Source organism: Nonomuraea sp. MG754425 (assembly GCF_021699195.1).
GTDB lineage: Bacteria > Actinomycetota > Actinomycetes > Streptosporangiales > Streptosporangiaceae > Nonomuraea.
Genome location: NZ_SSXE01000016.1, coordinates 16,500 through 37,073 on the forward strand (window position 1 = coordinate 16,500; position 20,574 = coordinate 37,073).

A 20,574-nucleotide genomic window follows, 5' to 3' on the forward strand; every position below is an offset into this window, starting at 1 on the left:
CCCATGAGCGACGGTCAGCAAGCACAGCCCCTGGAAACCGACAGGCCCACCCCCTTCGATCCGCCCGCCGGGCTGCGCCGCCGGGCCCCGCTCAGCCGGCTGGCCTACCCCGACGGGCACCTCGGCTGGGTGGCCACCGGATACTCCGTCAACCGGGCCATCCTGGCGGACCCGCGCTTCAGCACCCGGCGCGAGCTGCTGCACCAGCCGGTCGGCCGCGAGCGCGCCGTCGAGCGGCCGACACCCGCGGAGCCGGGCATCTTCCCGCACATGGACCCGCCCGAACACACGCGCTACCGCCGCCTGCTGAGCCGGCACTTCGGACCCCGCCGCGTCGCCGAGCTGACGCCCACGATCAGGCAGTACACCGCGCAGGCGCTGCGCACCATGGCGGACGGCGGGTCGCCCGCCGACCTCGTCGCCTCCTTCGCCATGCCGATCCCGGCACTCGTGATCTGCGAGCTGCTCGGCGTGCCGGTGGCGGACCGGCAGCGCATCCAGGCGGCCACCGCGGTGCTGAACGACCTGGACTCGCCCGCCGACCAGGTCATCGACGCCGTGCGGTCGATCACCGGGACGGTCCGCGGCGTCCTCGCGGGACCGTCGGACAGCGGGCTGCTGGCGCACGCCGCGGCGAGCGGCGACCTGAACGACGAGGAGCTCACCAACCTCGGGATGGTGCTCCTGGCCACAGGTCACCTGCCCACGTCGAGCATGCTCGCGCTCGCGGCGTTCGTCCTGCTGACCGACCCGGACCAGCGGGCCCTCCTGACGGCCGACCCGGAGCGGGCGGTCGAGGAACTGCTGCGGTACCTGTCGATCCTCCAGTTCGACGTACGGCGCACCGCGCTGGTCGACGTCGAGATCGACGGTCAGGTCATCGCGGCCGGCGAGACCGTGGTGCTGGCGCTGCCGGTGGCCAACCGGGACCCTGACCGCTTTCCCGACCCGGACACCCTCGACGTGACCCGCTCCGCGACCGGGCACCTGGCGTTCGGGCACGGCGTCCACCAGTGTCTCGGGCAGCATCTCGCGCGGGCCGAACTCCGGGTGGCGCTGACCGCGCTCTTCGAGCACCTCCCCGGCCTGCGCCTGGCGGTGCCCGCGGCCGAGGTGCCGACCCGCAGCCGCATGGCGGTGTACGGAGTGGACCGGCTACCGGTCGCTTGGGACGTCGTCCCGGCAGACCGGCAGAAAGGGGTTGCAGATCATGCGCTACCGGACTCTGGGTGACTCCGGCCTGCGGGCGTCGGTGGTCGGGCTGGGGTGCAACAGCATCGGCTCGGGTCTCGACGCGACCCGGACCAGGGCGATCGTGGACGCGGCGATCGAGGAGGGCGTCACGCTCTTCGACACCGCCGAGTCGTACGGCGAACCCGCCGGCGCCTCGGAAGAACTGCTCGGCGCGGCGCTGGCCGGTCGCCGGGACCGGGTGGTGCTGGCCACCAAGTTCGGCAGCCCCGGCCGCCGCCCCGACGACGGGCGGGGCGAGGCACGCGGGGCGCCCGGCGGCCGGTCGTACATCCGGCGGGCGGTGGAGGGGTCGCTGCGCCGCCTGCGTACCGACTACATCGACCTGTTCCAGTACCACGTCCCGGACGGCGTCACGCCGATCGAGGAGACCCTGTCGGCCCTGACCGAGCTGGTGCGCGAGGGCAAGGTGCGCTACCTCGGCAGCTCGAACGTGGCCGGCTGGCAGATCGCGGAGGCCGCGCACGTGGCCCGCGCGGGTGGGTACCCGCCGTTCGTGTCGGCGCAGGTCCACTGGTCGTTGCTGGACCGCAGCGCCGAGCGCGAGGTGGTGCCGGCGGCCGTGCACTACGGGGTCGGCGTCCTGCCCTACTTCCCGCTGGCCCACGGGCTGCTGACGGGAAAGGCGCGACGCGGGCAGGAGCCGCCGGCCGGGTCCCGGCTCGCGCGGCTCCCGCACCTCGTCACGCCGGAGCGGCTGGAGCGGGTGGAGGCGCTGGCGGCCTGGGCCGACAAGCACGGCCGGTCCGTCCTGGAGGTGGCGATCGGTGCCCTGGCCGCGCTGCCCGGCTGCGGTTCGGTGATCGCCGGAGCGACCGGCCCGGAGCAGGTCCGGGCCAACGCGGCGGCGGGCGACTGGGAGCCGACCGCCGGGGAACTGGCCGAGATCACCGCGGTGGCGCCCCTCGGCTGACCCGTCCGCTCACCAGGTCACCCGGAGCGAGTTCAGGCCGAACACGAAGCTGAGGACCCGGAAGTCCACCTGCTCGAACGGGTCGGCCAGGGCGAGGCCGGGGAAGCGCCGCAGCAGCATGGGCAAGGCGATGCGCAGCTCCATCCGGGCCAGCGGCGCCCCGACGCAGTGGTGCACGCCGTGGCCGAACGCGACATGCCCGGCGGCTTCCCGGGTGACGTCGAGCCGGTCCGGATCGCCGGCGAACGCGTGGTCGCGGTTGGCGGCGGGAATCGAGCAGATCAGCATCGCTCCCGCGGGGATGACCTGCCCGGCGATCTCCACCTCCGTCGTGGTGACGCGGGGCGGAGGCGACTGGGCGATGGACAGCCACCGCAGCAGTTCTTCGACGGCGGCCTCGATCCGCGCCGGGTCCTCGCGGATCATCGCGAGCTGGTCCGGGTGCCGCAGCAGGGCCAGGGTGCCCAGGCCGAGCATGTTCGAGGTGGTCTCGTGCCCGGCCAGCAGCAACTGCCCGGCCAGACCGATGAGCTCGTCGGTGCCGATCTCGTCGCCGTGCTCGCGCACCAGCGTGCCCAGCAGGTCCTCGCCTGGGTCCACCTGCGCGCGGGCGACCAGGCCGGCCAGGTACGCGCGCTCCTTCCGCCGCACCACGGTCAGCTCCTGCGCCGGCAACGAGGTGTCCAGCAGGCGCGCGGAACGATCCTGGAACGCGGCGCGGTCGGCGGCCGGCACGCCCAGCAACTCGCAGATCACCAGCGACGGCACCGGCACCGCGAAGTGCGCCACCAGGTCGGCCGGGCGGCCCGCCCGCTCCAGATCGTCCAGAGCCGCCTGGACGATCTCGGTGATCCGCGGTTCGAGCCGGCGCATCCGGTGCACCGTGAACTCCGGAGTCAGCATCCGGCGCAGCCGCGTGTGCTCCGGCGGGTCCAGCGCGATCAGTTGCCCGGCGCGCATCCTGGCCAGTTCACCGGGATCCAGCGGGCCGGCGCCGCGGAACGGGGTCAGGGCGCTGCTGAACCGGGCCGGGTCCGTGAGCACCGTGCGGACGTCCTCGTAGCGGCAGACCAGGTAGCCGGGCACGCCCCAGGGCGTCTCCACCCGGACCACGCCCTCGTCGTCGCGGGCCCGGGCCAGTTCGGCTGCCGGGTCGAGCCCGGTCCGCCGCAACTGCAGGGGCAGTTCGTTCGCTCGCGTCATCATCTGTCTATCCCTCCTGTGCCTGACCTGCGGTGTCTTCGCGCGGCGGGCACCGCTCGGAGCTGGGGCCCGGAAAAGTCGCCGCTCATACCCAGGCGACGAACGAGCGGCCTCCCCCGGGGACACCTCGCCCCGGGGGATTCGGCGCTGTTCGCGTCGGCCGGCCGCCCGGCAGGGCTGGGTGCGTCAGCCGCGGGAGGCGGTGGCCTGGTCCGCGGCGGGTGCGGTGCGGGTACGGAGGGCCGTCGCGGCGATCAGCGCGCCGGCGAGGGCGATGGCGGCGGCGCCGACGAACGCGGCGGAGAAGCCGTCGGTGAGGGCGGGCAGGTCGCCGGGCCGGTCGGCGCCGTTGGCCGCCGCGACGGCGGTCATCGTGGCCAGGCCGAGCGCGGAGCCGACCTGGTAGCTGGTGTTGACGATGCCCGAGGCCAGCCCGCCTTCCTCCGGGCGGGCGGCGGAGATGGCGGTGCCGAGGGACGGGATGAAGGCCAGCGACATGCCGAGGGCGGCGACGAGGCCGGCGGGCAGGACATCGGCGGTGAAGCTGCCGTCGGGGCTGATCAGCGACAGCCACGCCATCCCCGCCGCGAGCAGGAGCAGGCCGGTGACCGTGGTCGCCTTGGGGCCGAAGCGGTCGATGGCCCGCGGCGCCAGGACGATCATGCCGATCATGATGAGCACGGTCATCGGGACCAGGGCGGCGCCGCTGGGGAAGGCGCTGTAACCGAGCACCTGCTGCAGGTAGAGGTTGAGGAAGAACCACATCGGGATCCACGCGCCGCCCAGCAGGAGCTGGGTCAGGTTGGCCGCGGCCAGGTTCGGGGTGCGGAAGATGGACAGCCGCATCAGCGGCTCGCGGCGCCGGGCCTGGATCGCCACGAAAGCGGCCAGCAGCAGCACGGCGCCGGCGAGCACGATCCACGTCCAGGCCGAGCCCCAGCCGATCTCCGGGGCGCGGACGATCGCGTAGACGGCGGCGCCGATGCCGAGGGTGACGGTCAGCGTGCCGAGCACGTCGACGGAGCCGCGCCGGGCCGGTGCGGCGGGCATCAGCGAGCCGGTGGCCAGGAGCGCGATCAGCGCGATGGGGATGTTGACGTAGAAGACCCACGGCCAGCTCAGGTACTCGGTGATGACACCGCCGAGGAACACGCCGGCGGTGCCGCCCGCGGGTGCGGCGGCGCCGTACAGGGCGAGGGCCCTGGTCAGTTCCTTGGGGGAGTGGCCGAACAACATCATCAGCAGGGTGAGCGCGGACGGCGCGATCAGCGCCGCGCCCACGCCCTGGACGGCGCGGCCGGCCAGCTCGACCCACACCTCGGACGCGATCCCGGCCAGGAGTGAGCCCGCGAGCAGGACGAGCCAGCCCGCGCCGAAGAGCCGGCGGGCGCCGAACAGGTCCGACAGGCGTCCGCCCAGCAGCAGGAGGCCGCCGAAGGCGATGACGTAGGCGTTGAAGACCCAGGACAGGTTCTCCTGGGAGAAGCCGAGGTCGTGCTGGATGCGGGGAAGAGCCACGCCGATGATCGACGTGTCCATGATCACGATGAACTGGGCGGTGGCGATCAGGCCGAGGGCGGCCCAGCGCCGGGGGGATGGTGCGGACATCAGCGTCTCCAGTCATATTCAGATACCCCTTGGGGGTATGTGTTGGGCAAATAAATACCACCCGGGGGTATCTGTCAAGTGCGCCGGGATGACGCCCGGCCTGAAGATCGCTCTCTACGTCGAGGCGTCCGGGGCAGCGCGGTCAGCGCCGGAGGCCGGCGGTCAGGACGGTTCGGTCAGCGCCGCCAGCAGTTCGGAGGCGGGCCGGGCCGGTGCCGTGCTGTTCCACGGCAGGAACGACAGCGCCTTCGCCATGGCGCAGGTGTCGGTGAGCGCGGAGAAGGCCAGACCTGCGCCGACCGTCCCGGCCACCCACTTCGCCGGCCGCCAGACGAGGCTGCCCGCGACGCCGGCCAGCACGATGCCGCCGGCCACCAGGCGGACCTGGCGCTCCATCGCCCAGGTGCCGCGGCCGTGCCGCACCGGCGCGCCCTGGCTCTCCCAGGCGTTGAGACCGCCGTCGAGCACGCTCACGGATGACAGGCCGGCCGCGGCGGCGAACCGGTGAGCGTCGCGGGCGCGCACGCCGGAGCGGCAGACGAGGACGACGTGGTCGTCGTGTCCGGCGCGGAGCCCGGCGGAGTGTTCGCGAAGCAGATCGAGGGGGACGTTGGCCGAGCCGGGAATGTGGCCGGCGGCGAACTCGCCGGGAGTGCGGACGTCGATCAGCCGGACGCCCGCGTCGTCGTGCAGCAACTGGCGGACCTGTGCGGTGGTGAGGGTGTTCATGTGCTGGTCTTCCTGGTCGTACGAAGGCCGTCCGGTGCGTGCGACGAGCGGACGGCGTGTCTTGCCGGGTGGTCAGGCGGTCATGGCGAGGCCGGAGGAGGCGGCGTGGCCGAACGCGTCGTTCACCACCACGACCTCCCGCCCGGCCCTGGCCAGCAGCGAGGCCGCCGCGGTGGCCCGGTAGCCGCTGCCGCAGTGCACCCAGACCGCCCCGGCGGGCAGGTCGCGGGCGCGGGCCGCGAGCTCGGGCAGCGGCACGTGCACGGCACCGTCGATGTGCGCGGCCCGCCATTCGCCCGCCAGCCGGACGTCGAGGATCACCTCGGGGGCGGGCAGCCCGGCCGGCACCGCACCCGCCAGGGCGGCGGCCAGGCCGGCGAACGTTGCCGTGGGCAGCGACCCGACCTGCGCCGGTTCGGCGGCGAGTTCGTGGGGCGTGCCGGTGGCCGCGGCGGCGACGTGGTCGATGCCGATACGCACGAGTTCCCGCCGCGCCGCGGCGACCTGCTCGGGCGTCTCGCCGATCAGCGTGAGCGGTGCGCCCCGGTCGATCAGCCAGCCGAGCCAGGTGGCCATCGGCCCGTCCAGGCCCAGGCTGACGGTGCCGGTGAGCCGGGCCTCGGCGTAGGCGGTGCGGTGCCGCAGGTCCACCACCCACTCCCCGGCCCGCAGCCGCCCGCGCAGTTCCTCCGGGGTGATGGGGGCGGGCAGGCGCAGATCGACCGGCGCGGGGCCACGCAGATTGAGCACGCCCATGTGCGCGTAGTAGGCGGGGTACGCATCCAGCCCGGCCAGGGTCTGCGTGACGAACTCGGCGGCGGCCAGCCGCAGCGCCGGGTTGATCTGCCGTTCGCGCTCGATGGTGGAGTCCTCGCCAGAGGACTGGGTGGCCGAGCAGAAGCTGCCGAACCCGTGCGTCGGCCAGATCGCGGCGCCGCCGGGCAGCAGGTCGGACAGCCTGCGGACGGAGGCGTGCTGCTCCCGCGCCAGCGTGTCGGCGTGCTCGTCGCCCAGCAGGTCGGTACGGCCGGTCGTGCCGAACAGCAGCGAGCCGCCGGTGAACACGCCCTCGACCCCCTGGGCGCCCTCCAGCACGTACGACAGGTGGTGGAAGGTGTGACCGGGCGTGGCCAGGACGCGCAGCCGCAGTGTGGGCGAGACCTCGACGACGTCCCCGCCGGCCAGCGGCAGGTGCGGGAACGGCACCTGGTCGTCGGCCGCCATGCCGTAGTGCGCCCCGGTCAGCCTGGCCAGCTCCAGCCCGCCGGAGACGTAGTCGTTGTGCACGTGTGTCTCGACGACGTGCGTGATGCGCACGCCGGCGCGGCCGGCCAGGGCGAGCACCCGGTCGACGTCCCGTTGCGGGTCCACCACGACGGCGACCTGACCGTCGGTGGCCAGATAGCTGCGGTCGCCCAGCGACGAGGTCGTGATGACATGGACGTCGATACTCATGATGTGCTCCTACACCCCTGGGGGTATGTGCCGGTGAAACTGCGGCGTGGCTCAGGCCAGCGCCAGGAAGAGCTTCTCGAGCTCCTGCTCGGTCATGGGCGGTTCCTCCCCGCGTTCGCGGGCGGCCTGGCAGTGCCGCAGCCCGGTGGCCACGATCTTGAATCCGGCCCGGTCGAGTGCCCGGGAGACGGCGGCGAGCTGGGTGAGCACGGCGGCGCACTCCTCACCGTCCTCGATCATCGAGATCACGCCGGCCAACTGGCCGTGTGCCCGTCGCAGTCGGGTCAACGCGTCGCCCACCAGGGCGGGGGTCATCTCCATGACGCCAACATACCCCCAGGGGTAATGTGACCTGGCCATGGGTATGGGTTGTCGCCGCCGGCCTCCTCGGGGGATCAGGTCGCCGGACGCGTTCGCGGGTGCGACGAACCTCCTCAGTACACTGGCGGCCATCGTGACCTGCCGGTGAACCGGGGAGGGGGTGGCATCCATGTGGCGACGCCGTGCGATCCGCGCTACCCGGGTGCTGCTGCTCGTCGCCCTTGCCCTCGGGGTGCTCGGCATGCACACCCTGGGGCATCTGGACGGCCGGCACGGCGGCTCCTCCTCACGTGGGCACGCCATGGAGGCGGTCCAGACCCCCCTCGCGGTCGTTCCCGCAGGGCTCCAGGCGTTCGTGCCCGAACAGGGAACGCCCGGCTTCGACCCGACGGACGTGTGCCTGGCGATCCTGATGTCGCTCATCGTCGTGCTGTTGGGCTCCGCCTGGATCAGGGCGGGACGCCGGGCCGACGCCACGGGCGGGAGGCACTCATCGGTCCGGCAGGTCGCCCGGCCACCACCGAAACGCACGTCCCAGCGTCTGGCGACTCTCTCGATCCTGCGTACCTAGGCCGATCGCGGGTGCGGGCGGCATGCCCGCAGACGGCCGAAAAGTTCCGACAGATCGAGAGACAGAACGACTGTGCGTATCAACCGTAGGATGTCCATCGCCGTGGCCGCAGGGGCCCTCGCCCTGGTCGCCGCCTGTGGCGCGAACGGCGACTCCATGGCCGGCCACGAACCGGCGAGCGCCGGCCCGCCCACCGCCACCACCACCGCCCAGCCTGCCGGCACCTTCAACGCCGCGGACGTGATGTTCGCGCAGATGATGATCCCGCACCACGAGCAGGCGGTCGAGATGGCCGGCCTCGCGTCCACCCGCGCGGGCGACCCGGAGATCAAGGAGCTCGCGGCGAAGATCAAGGCTGCCCAGGACCCGGAGATCCAGACCATGAAGGGCTGGCTGAGCGCGTGGGGCAAGTCCGCGCCGGACGACGGCATGGGGCATGACATGCCCGGCGTCATGTCCGAGGAGGACATGACCGAGCTCGAGGCCGCCGGCGGAGCGGAGTTCGACAAGCTGTTCGCTCAGCAGATGATCGCCCATCACGAAGGTGCGATCGAGATGGCTCGCACCGAGCAGCGCGACGGCTCGAACCCGCAGGCCATGGAGCTGGCCAAGACCATCGAAACCACGCAGCAGGTCGAGGTGGAGCAACTGAGGAAGATCCTCGGCCGGCTCTGATCCGCTGACCGGTCCGGGCTGAACGTCCGGACCGGTCAGGACCGCCGCAGGCCCTCGCCCGGCCCCGACGGGGAGGGGCGAACGGTCACTGGAAGCGTTTGACCACCCCGTCCGCCAGGGCGTCGGCGGCGGTGGCCAGGTGGACGCCCGCCGTGTCCAGCCGGCTCAGCAGCAGGGTCGCCTTCAGCGTGTCGGCGGTCAGCGGGCGGGTGAGCAGGGCGGAGACCGCGTACTGGTACGCCGTGCGCAGGCCCTGCTTCTTGGCGTGCAGGGCGTGTTCGGCGGCCTGCCGGGGGGCGCGGGGGAGCAGCCGGACCGCGTCGCCGAGTTCGCCGACGCCTCGGGTCAGCGCGGCCAGCACCGGGCGGAAGGCGTCCTCGTCGCCGAGTGCGAACAGGTCCGCCTCGCGGATGAAGTCGCGTACCGCGTCGAGCACGTCGTCCACGGACCGGGACAGCCGGAACAGGTCCTCCCGGTCGATGGGCGAGCTGACGCTGCGGTGCAGTTGGGCGACGAGCAGGCCGCGCCGGGCGTCCCCCTCGTGCTCTATCTCGCCGATCCGGCTCCGGGCGACGTACGGGGGCAGCTCGCCGTCGGCGAGCGCGGCCGCCAGCGCGACGCCGTCCTCGGCCGCGGCGAGCTGGTCGAGGATCAGCCCGGTGAGCACCTGGTCGTTACGTCCGGACAGCTCACGGAACAGGTGGCGGAGACGGGACGGCATCAGCGGATCGCCTCCAGGGCCAGGCAGCCCGCCGCGCCGACCGCGAACGCCGTCGGCAGGGTCAGCAGCCAGGCGCGACCGAGTCGCACCACGCCTCGCCAGCGCACCCGCCGGGCTCCGCCGGACAGCCCGGTGCCCACCATGGCGCCGGACAGGGACTGGGTCATGCTGACCGGCGCCCCGAGCGCGGCGGTGCCGAGGACGACGCCGGCGCCGGACAGTTCGGTGACCACCACCGCGTCCGGGCGGCCACTGGTCAGCCCGCCGGCGAGCGCCGCGGCGAGCCGGGGCAGCCCGATCATGCCGCCCACCAGGAAGCAGCCGGTGACGGTGGCCAGCGCCAGCGGTGACAGCGCCAGTGCGTCCGGGCTGCCGCTCTGGACGGCGGCCCAGACCGCCAGCATCTTCTGGCCGTCGTTGGCGCCGTAGGCCAGGCAGGTCGCGGCGAGCGCGGCCGCGTGCAGCCGGCGCAGCCGCCGGCCCGCGTCCTCCGGCGCGGGCAGCGCCCCGACCATTCTCGTCACGGCCAGCGCGGCGAGGGCTCCGGCCACCGGCGACACGGCGGCGACCAGCAGGACGAGCCCGATGACCGGCCAGTTGACCGGCGTCTGAGCACCGACGCCGGCACCGGCGATGCCGCCGATCAGGGCCAGGGTCAGGCTGGTCGGCAGGCCACGCGCGGACAACGCGGCGGTGACCAGGATCGCGCCGCCGACTCCCGCGGCGACGGCGACACCGGCGTCGGCGCCGTCGAAGGCGACCAGGCGGCGGCCGAGGGTCGCGGCCACCGCCGTGCCGAGGATCACCGGGGCGGCGGCGACCGCGGCGGCGAGCAGGACCAGGCCGGTGACCGGCCGCAACCCGCGGATCCGCAGCCCGATCCCGACCAGGGCGCCGGCGTCGTTGAAGCCGGTGAAGGCGGCGAAGAGCGCGGCCAGCGCGAGTCCCGCCCAGCTCATGTCTGTCATCGGCACCTCCACAGGACGTCGAACGGAAACTGCGCGCACGGGCCGCGCCACCCGACGCGCCATCGGCCGCATGCCGCCGACGAAGGCGGCGACAGCACCTGAACAACCCGCCGACTCCGGCACCGGCCGCCCGCGCCCAGGCTCGCCCGCGCACGGGGTTCGGCCGCGCACGGGGTTCGGCCGCACCAGCGCTCGGGCGCACACGTGCGTGGGCGCACATGCTCAGCCGCGCACGGGTTCGCCCGAGCCGCACACGCGCTCGGGCCCGCACACGCGCTCGGGCGCGCGCTCGGGTTCGGGCGCGCACGTGCTTGGGCGCACGGGTTCGGCCGCGCACGCGCTCGCCCGCGGCCGGGTCGCGTGCTCAGCCGATTCGGGCGGCGAGCAGTGAGATCAGCCGATCGACGGTGACGGTCTCCAGCGGGACCACCACGGCACCGTGACCGTCGGCCGGCGCCTCGCCGTCCTCGGGCACGGCCACGACCAGGCAGCCCGCGGCCAGCGCCGCCGCGATGCCCCGGGGGGAGTCCTCCAGCGCCACACAGTTGCGCGGGTCGACGCCCAGCCGTCCGGCCGCCGTCAGGTACGCCTCCGGATCGGGCTTCGGGCGGGTCACCTCGTCGCCGCAGACCACGGTGTCGAACATGCCGGGATCGAGCTGGGCCAGCACCTCGTCGACCAGGGCGCGGTGGCTCGAGGTCACCAGCGCCGTGGGGATCCCCTGCCGGCGTACGGAGTCCACCACGTCCTGGGCGGCCGGCCGCCACGGCACCCCGAGGGCGAACAACTGCCGGGTACGTTCCAGCAGCCAGGCGGCCGACTCCTCGACGTCGGCCGCGACACCCAGGTCCTCCTGGACGATCCGGGCGGTGTCCCGCAGATCCGCGCCGATCACCCGGCGGCGGGTCCCGGCCGACAGCGTGCCGCCGAGCATCTCGGCCAGTTCGGCGAGGCTGACGTCCCAGAGGCGTTCGCTGTCGAAGAGTGTGCCGTCCATGTCGAACAGCGCCGCTTCCAGCGGACCGGCGCCCGGAGCAGTGGTGCTCGCCGTCACCGGCGGGCCTCGGCGAGCCAGCGTCGCAGCGTACGGGGGTCGTCGGTGGTCGTCCCGTCCACGCCGAGTTCGAGCCAGTGGCGTAGGTCGTCCGCGTTGCGGGTGGGCCAGCCGTGCACCGGGACGTCCTCGTCGTGCAGCCGGTGGACGACCTCGGCGGTGAGCCCTTGCCCGCCGCTGTGGATCCGGGAGGATCCGGTGTCCTCGATCAGCTTCCGGTAGCCGCCCGGGTGGGCCTCGGCGTCGGTCCAGTTGGACACGATGATGCCCCGGGGGATCTCCGGCAGCTTCTCGGCCACGGCGGCCATCGCCTCGACCGAGAAGCTGGTGAGGATCGTCCGTTTCGCGTAGTCGGGGTGGTGGGGGAAGAAGTCGGCCAGGCCGTCGATGGCGCCCAGAGCCTTGATCTCCAACTGGATCAGCCGCGTCGTCGCCTGGTACATCTGCTCCAGCGTGGGCACCCGCTCGCCGTCGCCCACGTCGACCGAGCTGATCTTCGCCCAGGTCAGCTCCGCGACGGGGCCCAGGTCCTTGCCGTCCGGCTCGGCCGCGACCCGGTCCAGGGTGGCGTCGTGCAGCATGAAGAGTTGCCCGTCGGAACTGATGCGGACGTCGGTCTCCACCTCGTCGACGCCGACCTCCTCCGCCACGCGGTAGGACGCGATGGTGTTCTCGGGTGCTTCGGCCATGGCGCCGCGGTGTCCGATGATGGCAAATGCCACGTTCTTCCCTTCTCGATATACGTCTACGTGCCGATGAGAGGTCAGGCCGCCACCAGCCGCTGGTACTTCGGCTGCACGCGCTCGATGGCCGGGCCGAGCTTCCTGGCCGCCTCGCGCAGCACCTCGCCCGGGTCGGCGCCGGCGGCGTACACCTGCTCCAGCGCGATCAGCAGCTCGGAGATCGCCTCGTTCACGTACCGGCGCATCACGTCGGGCTGGCGGGCGCGGCCGAGTTGGTCCTGGGCGATCTGGTACGCGGGGGTCGCGGTGTTGCGCTCCTTGATCTTCGCCGAGTTGAGTGAGCTGGTGGTCACCGGGAGATAGCCGGTGTTGAGGCTCCACTCGGGCGCGCCCGTCTCGGCGAGGTACCTGACCAATTCCCAGGTCGCCTGCTTGCGCGCCTTGGTCGAGTTGCGCATGACCGCCAGCCCGCTGCCCCCGGTCGGTACGCCGGGCGCGTCCTGCTCGGGCAGGAAGGCCGCGCCGAACTCGAACTTGGCCGCCTTGAGCAGCGAGGCGAGCGCGCCGGTGGAGTTGCAGATGGTCGCCGTCACGCCGGAGACGAAGTCGGCGTTGATGTCGCCGGACAGGTAGGCCATCTGGTCGTCGTGGATGAAGGCCCGATCGAACTCCAGGGCGGCGATCGTCTGCTCGGAGTCCAGCCTCGGCGCCATGCCGTCGGAGTAGCTGCCGTTGAAGGCCCAGGTCGAGCCCTGGAAGTACCAGTCGTCCTTGCCGGTGTAGCCGCGCATCCTGACCGGTGAGCCGCGGTATTTGAAGCCCTTGAGCTGGCGGCCCCATTCCCGCAGTTCGGTGTACGTCTTCGGCCCGCGGTCGGGCAGCCCGGCGCCGGCGAAGATCTCCTTGTTGTAGTAGAAGAGCGGCGTCGAGCGGGCCCAGGGCAGCCAGTAGACCTGGCCCCGGACGGTGCCCTCGGCCAGGAACCGCGGATGGAACGCGTCGGGGCCGAAGCCGGCGTCGAAGTAGCCGCTCAGCGGTTCCAGCGTCTCGGCGAGGAAGTAGCGGTTCCAGTTCACGTCGCTGAGCGTGACGATGTCGGGAACCTGCGCCAGGGCGAAGCTGGCGGCCAGCTTCGAGTCGAGCGCGGGGTATCCGGGGAACAACTGGATCTCGCAGAAGATGTCCTGCTGCGAAGCGTTGAACCCGTCGATGACCGACTGCAGGATCGTGGCGTTGTGGGAGGTGAACGCGCTCCACAGCACGACCCGCTCGCGGCGGGCGAACTGCGCCGGGACCTCCCCGCTCACCTGGGCGTAGTCGCCTTCCCTGCGGCCGACGCAGCCGGTCAGCGCGAGGCCGGCCGCGGCCGCGGTGACGCCGGTCAGGAGCCGGCGGCGGCTGAAACTGGTCCCGGTCACACGGGTTCCTCTCTGGTCGAACCGGATCGCCGGCACGTGACGGTCATCGGCGGACCACGCTCCCGGCCAGGCCGGCGACGATGTAGCGCTGTGCCAGCAGGAAGACGATCGCCATCGGCAGCACGACGAACAGGGTTCCGGCCATCAGGGCGCCCCAGTCGTTGATGCCGTCGTTCTCCTTGAGGTAGAGCAGCCCGACCGGCAGCGTTCGCATGTTGACGGAGTTGGTCGCGATCAGCGGCCAGACGAAGCCGTTCCACTCGTCGATCAGGGCGATCAGGCCGACCGTGATGATCGCCGGGCGGGCCATCGGCACGATGAACGAGACGACCGTGCGCAGATGTCCGGCGCCGTCCAGTTGCGCCGCCTCCAGCACCTCCTGGGGGAGCGACCGGAAGAACTGGTGGAGCAGGAAGGTGCCGAACGCCGACGCCACGCCCGGCAGGATCAGGCCGGCGTAGGTGTTGACCAGCCCCAGTTGGCCGATGGTGATGTAGTTCACCAGCAGGGTCACGTGGCCCGGCACCATCAGCGCGCCGAGCATGAAGACGAACAGCCAGCGCTTGCCGGGGAACGGCAGGAAGGCGAAGGCGTACGCGGTGGAGATCGCCAGCAGCACCTTGAGCACCGTGCCGATCGCGGCCACCACGACCGAGTTGATCAGGAACTGGTCGAACGGGGCCAGCGTCCAGGCGTTGACGAAGTTGTCCAGCGTCAGCGAGCCCGGGATCAGCCGCAGCGGCCAACTGTTGATGTCGGCGTCGGTCTTGAACGCCGTGCTGACGAAGAGGTAGATCGGGACCAGGAAGATCAGGGCCGCGGCCACCAGGGCGAGTACGCCCCACCAGAGCGTACGCCGAGGGCCGGACGACTTGCGCGGGCTGACCGCGGTCGGCATGGCCGTCATCAGTAGTGCACCCTCCGCTCGACGAATCGGAACTGCAGCACGGTGATCGCCATCAGCACCACGAACATGATCATGGAGGCCGCGCTCGAGACGCCGACGTTGGTCCGGCTGAACGCCTCGTCGTAGATGAACCAGCTCAACGTGGTGGTGGCGCCGGCGGGCCCGCCGCCGGTCATCATGGCGATCACGTCGAAAGCCTGGAAGGCGGAGATCGTCTGGGTGATCACCAGGAAGAAGGTGGTGGGGGAGAGCAGCGGGAAGATCACCCGCCGGAACTGCGTCCACCGGCCGGCGCCGTCGATGCGGGCCGCTTCCAGCACCTCGGCCGGGATCTGCTGGATGCCCACCAGGTAGACGATCGCGACGAAGCCGAGGCCCTTCCAGATGGAGACGATGATCAACGCCCACAGCGCCCAGGAGTCGTCGGTCGTCCAGGCCGGTGAGCTCGTTCCGAACGCTTCGAACACCATCCGGCTGAGGCCGTGATGGGGGTCGAAGATCAGCAGCCAGATGGTCGCGATCGCCGCCCCGGACAGCACGTGCGGGGAGAAGGCGAGCGTCTGCACCGCGGTGGTGCCCCGGATGCGCTGCGCGAACAGCAGCGCCAGCGCCAGGCCGAGCACCAGGCTGACGACAACGACGACGACCACCCACACCAGCGTGCGCAGGAGGACCTCGGGGAAGGCCCAGCTACTGAACAGCGCCCGGTAGTTGAGCAGGCCGACCAGGTCGGCCTGCGGCGAGATGAAGTCCCAGGTGGTGAAGCTCAGATAGATGTTCTCGATGATCGGCCAGTACGAGAACACGGCGATCAACGCCAGGTTGGGCAGCGCGAACGCGGCGAACAGCAGGTAACCGCGGCGGCGTCGGGCCGCCGCACCTGGTAGTCGTTCGGAGGTCGTGCCCCCGGTATCGGCGGGCCGAGGGGCCCTGACCGACTGAGCCGATCTCGAACCGAGATCGCTTGCTCCACTGCTCACGGGCTACCACCCATCCGCATCTACGAAGAACCGCTGGCGACTTTACTGAAGGTCACGTGCTCGAATCTGCTCAAACGGTGGCGAATCTGTGATCATTGCACGAACGTTTCAATCATCTGTGCAAGGGTGCAAACCGGATGTCAAGCTCGTTTCACGGCCGTGCCTTCGATCGTCAGCAGCGGATTCTCAACTACGTCAGGAACGAAGGCCGTGCGGTCGTCTCCGAGATCGCCGGCCTGTTCGCGATCTCGCCCGCGACGCTCCGCCGCGACCTGCGCTCGCTGGAGGCGCAGCGGCTGATCGTCCGGTCATACGGCGTCTTCTACCCCACCGACATCGGCCGCTACGAGACGCCGGTGAAGTCCCGGCACAAGGCCAGGACCGAGGAGCGGCTGGCGATCGCCGAGGCCGCGGTCGCCCTGATGGCCGACGTCGGCACGGTCCTGCTCGACGAGGGCGCGCTGCCGGAGGATCTGGTCGGGCCGATGCGCCGGCTGCCGCGGATGACCGTGGTGACCCGATCTTTGACCGTTGCCGCCGAACTCGGCCGCCAGACTGATCACGATGTGATCATTGTCGGCGGCCGGTTGCGGCCGGCCACCATGGGCACCGTCGACCGGTGGGCCACGGCGATGCTCGCGGAGCTGAACGTCGATCTGGCCTTCATGGGCGCCAACGGGGTGTCCATCGAGCGCGGGCTGACGACTCCGGACCCGTCCGTGGCGCAGGCCAAGACGGCGGCGATGCACGCGGCCCGCCAGTCCGTGCTGTTGTGCGAGCACACCCGGTTCGGGGTGACCAGCTTCGCCAAGTTCGCCGACGTCGGGCAACTGGCCTGGGTCATCACCGGCAGGCAGATGTCCCGGTCGTCCGCGCAGCGCTACGGCGCGGCCGGCCCCAAGGTGCTGCGGGTTTAGCGGCCGGTGCCCGTGGGCGTCCCGAGGTCGAGGCGGCCGAGCTGGGTCCGGGAGGTGACGCCGAGCTTGGGATAGGCCTTGTAGAGGTGCTGCGCCACCGTTTTGGGGCTGAGGAAGAGACGTCCGGCGATGTCGCGGTTGCTGAGGCCCTCGGCCGCCAGCCGGACGACCTGGAGTTCCTGGGGCGTGAGCCGGTGCAGGCTCCACGGTCCGACCCCGGGGTCCGTCCGGGCCTCGCCCGCGGCGTCCAGTTCGGCCCGCGCGCGCTCCGCCCACGGCCGGGCGCCGAGTTCCTCGAACATCCGCAGGGCGGTCCGTAACTGGATCCGCGCCTTGGCCCGGCTGCGTCGCCTGCGCAGCCACTCGCCGTAGGCCAGACAGGTCCGGGCATGCTGGTACGGCTGCGCGCACCGTTCGTGCACCTCGACCGCCGCCTCGTAGTACTCCCGCGCGGCGCTTCCCCGCGTCGTCATGGCCTGGCAGCGCAGCGCCATGGCCGAGGCCCAGGGCTGCCGGACCGACCGGGCCCACTCCATGAACGCCGGCAGCGAGCGCTCGGCGAGCTCGGTCCGGTTGGCGCGCACCCCCGCCTCGATCAGGTCGGCGGCGCACCACGCCGCGACGACGGGGTGCCGGGCGGCCTGCAGATGGCCGATGGCGTGCGCCACGCGCCCCGCGCCCAGTTCGAGCAGGCCGAGTGCCCACGTGCCGAGCGCTTCCGACGTCACCACTCCGTGCTCGTTGCCGTAGCTGATGCCCGCCTCCGCCAGCCTGCGGCACCGCTCCTGGTCGCCGCTGATCGCGGCCAGCCAGGCCAGCACACCGCCGAGATGGGCGAAGCGGTGGAGCTGGCCGATGTCGCGGCCGATGCCGTACCCCTCGGCGGCGTTGACCAGCGCGTCCAGGTGCCGCCCGCCGAGCAACTGAGCCTCGGCGATGATCTCCAGCGCGTGCGGCAGCAGCCCGGCCATCCCGTACGAACGCGCGTGCTCGGCGACCGGCTCGGCCAGCTCCAGCGCGACCCTGTCCTGCGCCGTGACGAGGGCGAGCGAGGCGGCCAGCAGCCGTTCGGCGTGGCGGTGGGCCGGCAGGTGGTGCGCCGCCGCGATCAGCTCGTGGATCGGCGCGCCGATGCCGCCACCGCCGCCCTCCAGCAGGTCGGCCAGCGCCCGCATCGCCCCGACCAGGGGTGTCAGGCCCGACTCCGGCGGCACCTCGATCTGGCTCAGCCGTCCCGCGGCGTCGTGCGCCCGGCCGGCGGCGCCGCTGAAGGAGAAGTTGCGGATGGCGTCGGCCAGCATCAGCGCGGCCCGCACGGGATCCGTGCGCTCGATGGACTCGGCGCTCCGCACCAGGACGTCCCCCGCGTCCAGCGGGAAACCCTGCTCGAACTCCACGGCGGCGCGCACCCTGGCCAGGCCGGCGAGCAGAACGGGGTCGTGGGTGAGCGACTCGGCGCGGTCGGCGAGGTCGCACGCCTGCCCGAGGTGACCCGACTGGACCGCCGACTCGGCGGCGTAGGAGAGCCGCCGGCCGCGCAGGCGGCGGTCCGTGGTCAACTGGGCGGCCCGCTCGTAGGCGGCGGCCGCGGTGGCGTACCCGCTCCGGCCGCCCACCCGCCGGGCCATCCCTTCCAGCGCGGTCCCGATGGCGTCGTCGGACCTGGTGGCGGCCAGGGCCAGGTGCCAGAGCCGCCGATCGGCGGCGTCGCCGTAGGTGAGCAGGACGTCGGCGAGCGCGCGGTGCGCCGCGCAGCGGCGGGTGAAGGGCGCGCCCTGGTAGACGGCCGACCTGACCAGCGGGTGCCGGAACGTCAGCAGGCCGGCGTCGATGCGTACCAGGCCCGCGGTCTCGGCCGACTCGAGGGCGCGCTCGGCTTCGACCGGCCCGCCCGAGAGGTCCACGGCCCGCAGGATCAGTTCGAGGTCGCCCGTGTCGTCGGCGGAGGCGAGGAGCAGCAGGTGCCGCACCGCCTCCGGCAGCGCGTCCACCTGGCGGTGGAAGGTCTCGTGCAGTTTGCGGGTCAGCGGCAGCGCGGCCCGCGGGCCGTCGGGCCCCTGCGGTTCGGCGGCCGTCTTCGCGAACTCGATCAGCGCGAGCGGGTTGCCGAGCGCCTCGCCCATGACCCGTTCGCGTAACTGCGGGCTGAGCCCGGGAGCCCGCTCCCGCAGCAGTGCCTCGGCGGCGGCCGGGTCGAGCCGCGCCATGGGCAGCTCGGCCAGCCCCGCGGGCGCGGGCCAGTCCTCCCTGGCGGCGAACAGCAGCGCCACGGCCTCGGCGTCGAGCCTGCGGGCGGCGAAGACCAGCGCGTCCGCCGAGGACCGGTCGAGCCACTGCGCGTCGTCGATCAGGCAGAGCACGGGAGCGCAGTCGGTGAGCAGCGTCAGCACCGCCAGGCCGAGGAGGAACCGGTCGCCGGACGGGGGACCGAGCCCCATCGCGCCGCGCAGCGCGTCCGCCTGGGTGCGCGGCAACTCCTCCAGCCGGTGCATGACCGGCCGGAGGAGCTGGTGCAGGCCGGCGAAGGGGAGTTCGGCCTCGGTCTCCACGCCGCCGGCCGACAGCAGGAGAGTGCCCTCGACCGCGCTGCCCGCGTATTCGAGCAGCGCGGTCTTGCCGATGCCCGGCTCACCCCTGATGATCAGTGCGCCGCTCCCGCCGTCGGCCATGCCGGCCAGCAGTTCGTCCACGACCTGCCGTTCCCGCATCCTGCCCGTCAAGATCGATTCGCGCACAGTGGATCATTGTGCCCCTGCCCCGCACCCTGGCCAGGGTCAGGGCAGGACGCGGGGGAAGATGCCGGGGAAGGCGTCGAGGGCGTCCCACACGTCGGTGAAGTACTCCCTGCAGTCGCCCGAGCCGTCCAGATTGCTGCCGCCCGAGTTGATGCCCTTCACCTGAACCCGGCCGTTCGACATGACGAAGTACGTCGTGCCGCCCGAGTCGCCGTGGCCCGAACACTTGCCGGTCTTGAACCCGGCCACCACGTTGCGGACGGTCTCACCGCCGGAGTAGTTGATGTTGACCCCGTAGTTGGTGACCTTCCACCCGCACAGCTCGCCGGTCTTGTAACCGCTGGTGCAGTACTCGTCGCCCAGCCCGGCGCGGCGCGGCGCGAGCTGGCCGATGATCGAGGTGTAGGGACTCGCCACGGATCCGCGGTAGATGTAGTAGCCGCTGAACCCGTTGGGGATCTCGATGAGCGCGAGGTCGCCCCTGAAGACGCTCTGACCCGGGATCAGCGTGCTGCCCTGGCCGTCGGACCAGTTCTCCCGGTTGTTCTCGCTGACCCAGCCCATGTAGCTCGTGTCGTTCCCGTTGAAGGTGTAGCCGCCCTTGGGAAGACAGTGGCCCGCGGTCAGCATGCCCGACTTGTCACCCGGCAGCCAGACGGGGATGCCGGACGAGCAGCCGACCACGTCTCCGTTGGGGGCCTGGCGGACCGTCATCCGCGCGGCCCCTCCCCAGTTGTTCGGCCCGTCGTCGTCGCGGCCGGGCTTGCCCGGGTCGAAGGCGGGATCGACCTCGACGGCGAACGCGTCGGCTCCGTACCTGGCCGTCAGGGCCTGGAGCAGCGCGTCCGTGGTTCTGTTCACGGTGACGATCACGCGGTTGTGCTCGGCGTCGAGGCGGGTCATCCTGATGGCGTCCGCGTCGGGGATGTCCGCCGCCGGCTCGCCGATCGCGCCGTCCTTGATCTTCTCCAGTACGGCCTTGCTCCGGGCGACCGGCCGCAGCAGCGCGTCCTTCTCCTGGCCGGCGGCCAACCGGCCGGCGCTGCCCGTCACCGTGCCGAGGACCACCTGACCGGTCTCCGGGTCCACCCACGGCTCGCCGAAGTCGTCGGGATGCTGCTCGGCCAGCTTGCGCGCCCGGTCCAGAGCCTGCGCGGTCGGCTCGGGCAGCGTCTTGACGTCGGGTGACTGCGGCGATAACAGGACGGGCCCGGCGGCCGGCGCCGCCGAGGCGAGCGCCGCCGCGGGCAGCCCGCTCACCACCGTGAGAGCCAGGGCCGCCGCCAGTCCTAGGGTTGTGTTGCGCACGCGTTCCTCCACGTTCTGGAAAGCCCGAACCGCGACAAATCTAAGGAGCGAGGCGGAAGTTCGAATCCGAAACGCAATCCCAAAAACCATGCATGCGGACCGGCCGGAATAGGTAACCCACTCCCTGGCAATCGGTAATTGATCGGTTACCCATTTC

Annotated in this window: 19 protein-coding genes; 5 read left to right on the forward strand and 14 right to left on the reverse strand. The window is 72.2% G+C overall.

All coding sequences use genetic code 11. From position 1 onward, the window contains the following. Window positions 1–3 precede the first annotated feature (3 nt). Entirely contained in the window at window positions 4–1,233 is a 1,230-nt protein-coding gene (locus FAF44_RS07760) for a cytochrome P450 (protein WP_237102351.1), read from the forward strand. After that, entirely contained in the window at window positions 1,211–2,164 is a 954-nt protein-coding gene (locus FAF44_RS07765) for an aldo/keto reductase (RefSeq protein ID WP_237102352.1), read from the forward strand. The genes FAF44_RS07760 and FAF44_RS07765 overlap by 23 nt, the downstream gene beginning before the upstream one ends. Before the next feature lie 9 nt (window positions 2,165–2,173). Here FAF44_RS07765 and FAF44_RS07770 read toward each other — a convergent pair whose 3' ends face one another. The 5 genes from FAF44_RS07770 to FAF44_RS07790 all read right to left on the reverse strand — a co-directional run bounded on the left by FAF44_RS07770 (window position 2,174) and on the right by FAF44_RS07790 (window position 7,480). Further along, the gene (locus FAF44_RS07770) at window positions 2,174–3,370 is read right to left on the reverse strand and encodes a cytochrome P450 (RefSeq protein ID WP_237102353.1); all 1,197 of its coding nucleotides are present in this window, start codon (window positions 3,368–3,370) and stop codon (window positions 2,174–2,176) included. Between the two features lie 183 nt (window positions 3,371–3,553). Beyond that, window positions 3,554–4,975, reverse strand: coding sequence for an MFS transporter (locus FAF44_RS07775; RefSeq protein WP_237102354.1), 1,422 nt, complete (start codon window positions 4,973–4,975; stop codon window positions 3,554–3,556). 162 nt (window positions 4,976–5,137) lie between these two features. Further along, window positions 5,138–5,704 carry a rhodanese-like domain-containing protein gene (locus FAF44_RS07780; protein WP_237102355.1) on the reverse strand — a complete coding sequence of 189 codons (567 nt, stop codon included), beginning with the start codon at window positions 5,702–5,704 and terminating at the stop codon, window positions 5,138–5,140. A 72-nt stretch (window positions 5,705–5,776) separates the two neighbouring features. Beyond that, the gene (locus FAF44_RS07785) at window positions 5,777–7,159 is read right to left on the reverse strand and encodes a rhodanese-like domain-containing protein (RefSeq protein WP_237102356.1); all 1,383 of its coding nucleotides are present in this window, start codon (window positions 7,157–7,159) and stop codon (window positions 5,777–5,779) included. 51 nt (window positions 7,160–7,210) lie between these two features. Further along, window positions 7,211–7,480, reverse strand: coding sequence for a metal-sensitive transcriptional regulator (locus FAF44_RS07790; RefSeq protein WP_237102357.1), 270 nt, complete (start codon window positions 7,478–7,480; stop codon window positions 7,211–7,213). Window positions 7,481–7,649: 169 nt separating this feature from the next. Here FAF44_RS07790 and FAF44_RS07795 point away from each other — a divergent pair, with 169 nt between their 5' ends. Further along, complete coding sequence (locus FAF44_RS07795) at window positions 7,650–8,051, forward strand: DUF6153 family protein (protein ID WP_237102358.1); 402 nt, start codon at window positions 7,650–7,652, stop codon at window positions 8,049–8,051. 90 nt (window positions 8,052–8,141) lie between these two features. Continuing rightward, window positions 8,142–8,726, forward strand: a complete 585-nt coding sequence (locus FAF44_RS07800; protein ID WP_237102359.1) for a DUF305 domain-containing protein — start codon at window positions 8,142–8,144, stop codon at window positions 8,724–8,726. Window positions 8,727–8,811: 85 nt separating this feature from the next. Here the strand turns inward: FAF44_RS07800 and FAF44_RS07805 are convergent, their stop codons facing one another. The 7 genes from FAF44_RS07805 to FAF44_RS07835 all read right to left on the reverse strand — a co-directional run bounded on the left by FAF44_RS07805 (window position 8,812) and on the right by FAF44_RS07835 (window position 15,457). Then, window positions 8,812–9,447: a DUF47 domain-containing protein gene (locus FAF44_RS07805; protein WP_237102360.1), complete on the reverse strand. Its 636-nt coding sequence runs from the start codon at window positions 9,445–9,447 to the stop codon at window positions 8,812–8,814. After that, complete coding sequence (locus FAF44_RS07810; RefSeq protein ID WP_237102361.1) at window positions 9,447–10,415, reverse strand: inorganic phosphate transporter; 969 nt, start codon at window positions 10,413–10,415, stop codon at window positions 9,447–9,449. The genes FAF44_RS07805 and FAF44_RS07810 overlap by 1 nt, the downstream gene beginning before the upstream one ends. Window positions 10,416–10,779: 364 nt before the next feature. Beyond that, on the reverse strand, window positions 10,780–11,469 hold the full coding sequence (locus FAF44_RS07815) for an HAD family phosphatase (protein WP_237102362.1): 690 nt from the start codon (window positions 11,467–11,469) through the stop codon (window positions 10,780–10,782). Next, window positions 11,466–12,191 (reverse strand): glycerophosphodiester phosphodiesterase family protein, encoded by a 726-nt coding sequence (locus FAF44_RS07820; RefSeq protein WP_237102363.1) that lies wholly within the window; start codon window positions 12,189–12,191, stop codon window positions 11,466–11,468. The genes FAF44_RS07815 and FAF44_RS07820 overlap by 4 nt, the downstream gene beginning before the upstream one ends. Before the next feature lie 41 nt (window positions 12,192–12,232). Next, on the reverse strand, window positions 12,233–13,570 hold the full coding sequence (locus FAF44_RS07825) for an ABC transporter substrate-binding protein (protein WP_237102364.1): 1,338 nt from the start codon (window positions 13,568–13,570) through the stop codon (window positions 12,233–12,235). A gap of 43 nt (window positions 13,571–13,613) precedes the next feature. After that, a complete protein-coding gene (locus tag FAF44_RS07830) occupies window positions 13,614–14,477 on the reverse strand; it encodes a carbohydrate ABC transporter permease (protein ID WP_237102365.1) in 864 nt (287 codons plus the stop codon). Beyond that, window positions 14,477–15,457, reverse strand: coding sequence for a carbohydrate ABC transporter permease (locus FAF44_RS07835; protein WP_237102366.1), 981 nt, complete (start codon window positions 15,455–15,457; stop codon window positions 14,477–14,479). Before FAF44_RS07835 ends, FAF44_RS07830 begins: the two co-directional genes overlap by 1 nt. A gap of 137 nt (window positions 15,458–15,594) precedes the next feature. Between FAF44_RS07835 and FAF44_RS07840 the strand changes: the two genes are divergently transcribed. Beyond that, complete coding sequence (locus tag FAF44_RS07840; protein ID WP_237102367.1) at window positions 15,595–16,374, forward strand: DeoR/GlpR family DNA-binding transcription regulator; 780 nt, start codon at window positions 15,595–15,597, stop codon at window positions 16,372–16,374. Here the strand turns inward: FAF44_RS07840 and FAF44_RS54520 are convergent. Together FAF44_RS54520 and FAF44_RS07855 are read right to left on the reverse strand one after the other, a co-directional pair. After that, window positions 16,371–19,109: a LuxR family transcriptional regulator gene (locus FAF44_RS54520; RefSeq protein ID WP_308193300.1), complete on the reverse strand. Its 2,739-nt coding sequence runs from the start codon at window positions 19,107–19,109 to the stop codon at window positions 16,371–16,373. The two genes, FAF44_RS07840 and FAF44_RS54520, sit on opposite strands and share 4 nt — an antisense overlap. 39 nt (window positions 19,110–19,148) lie before the next feature. Next, window positions 19,149–20,417: a S1 family peptidase gene (locus FAF44_RS07855; RefSeq protein WP_237102368.1), complete on the reverse strand. Its 1,269-nt coding sequence runs from the start codon at window positions 20,415–20,417 to the stop codon at window positions 19,149–19,151. Window positions 20,418–20,574 lie beyond the last annotated feature (157 nt).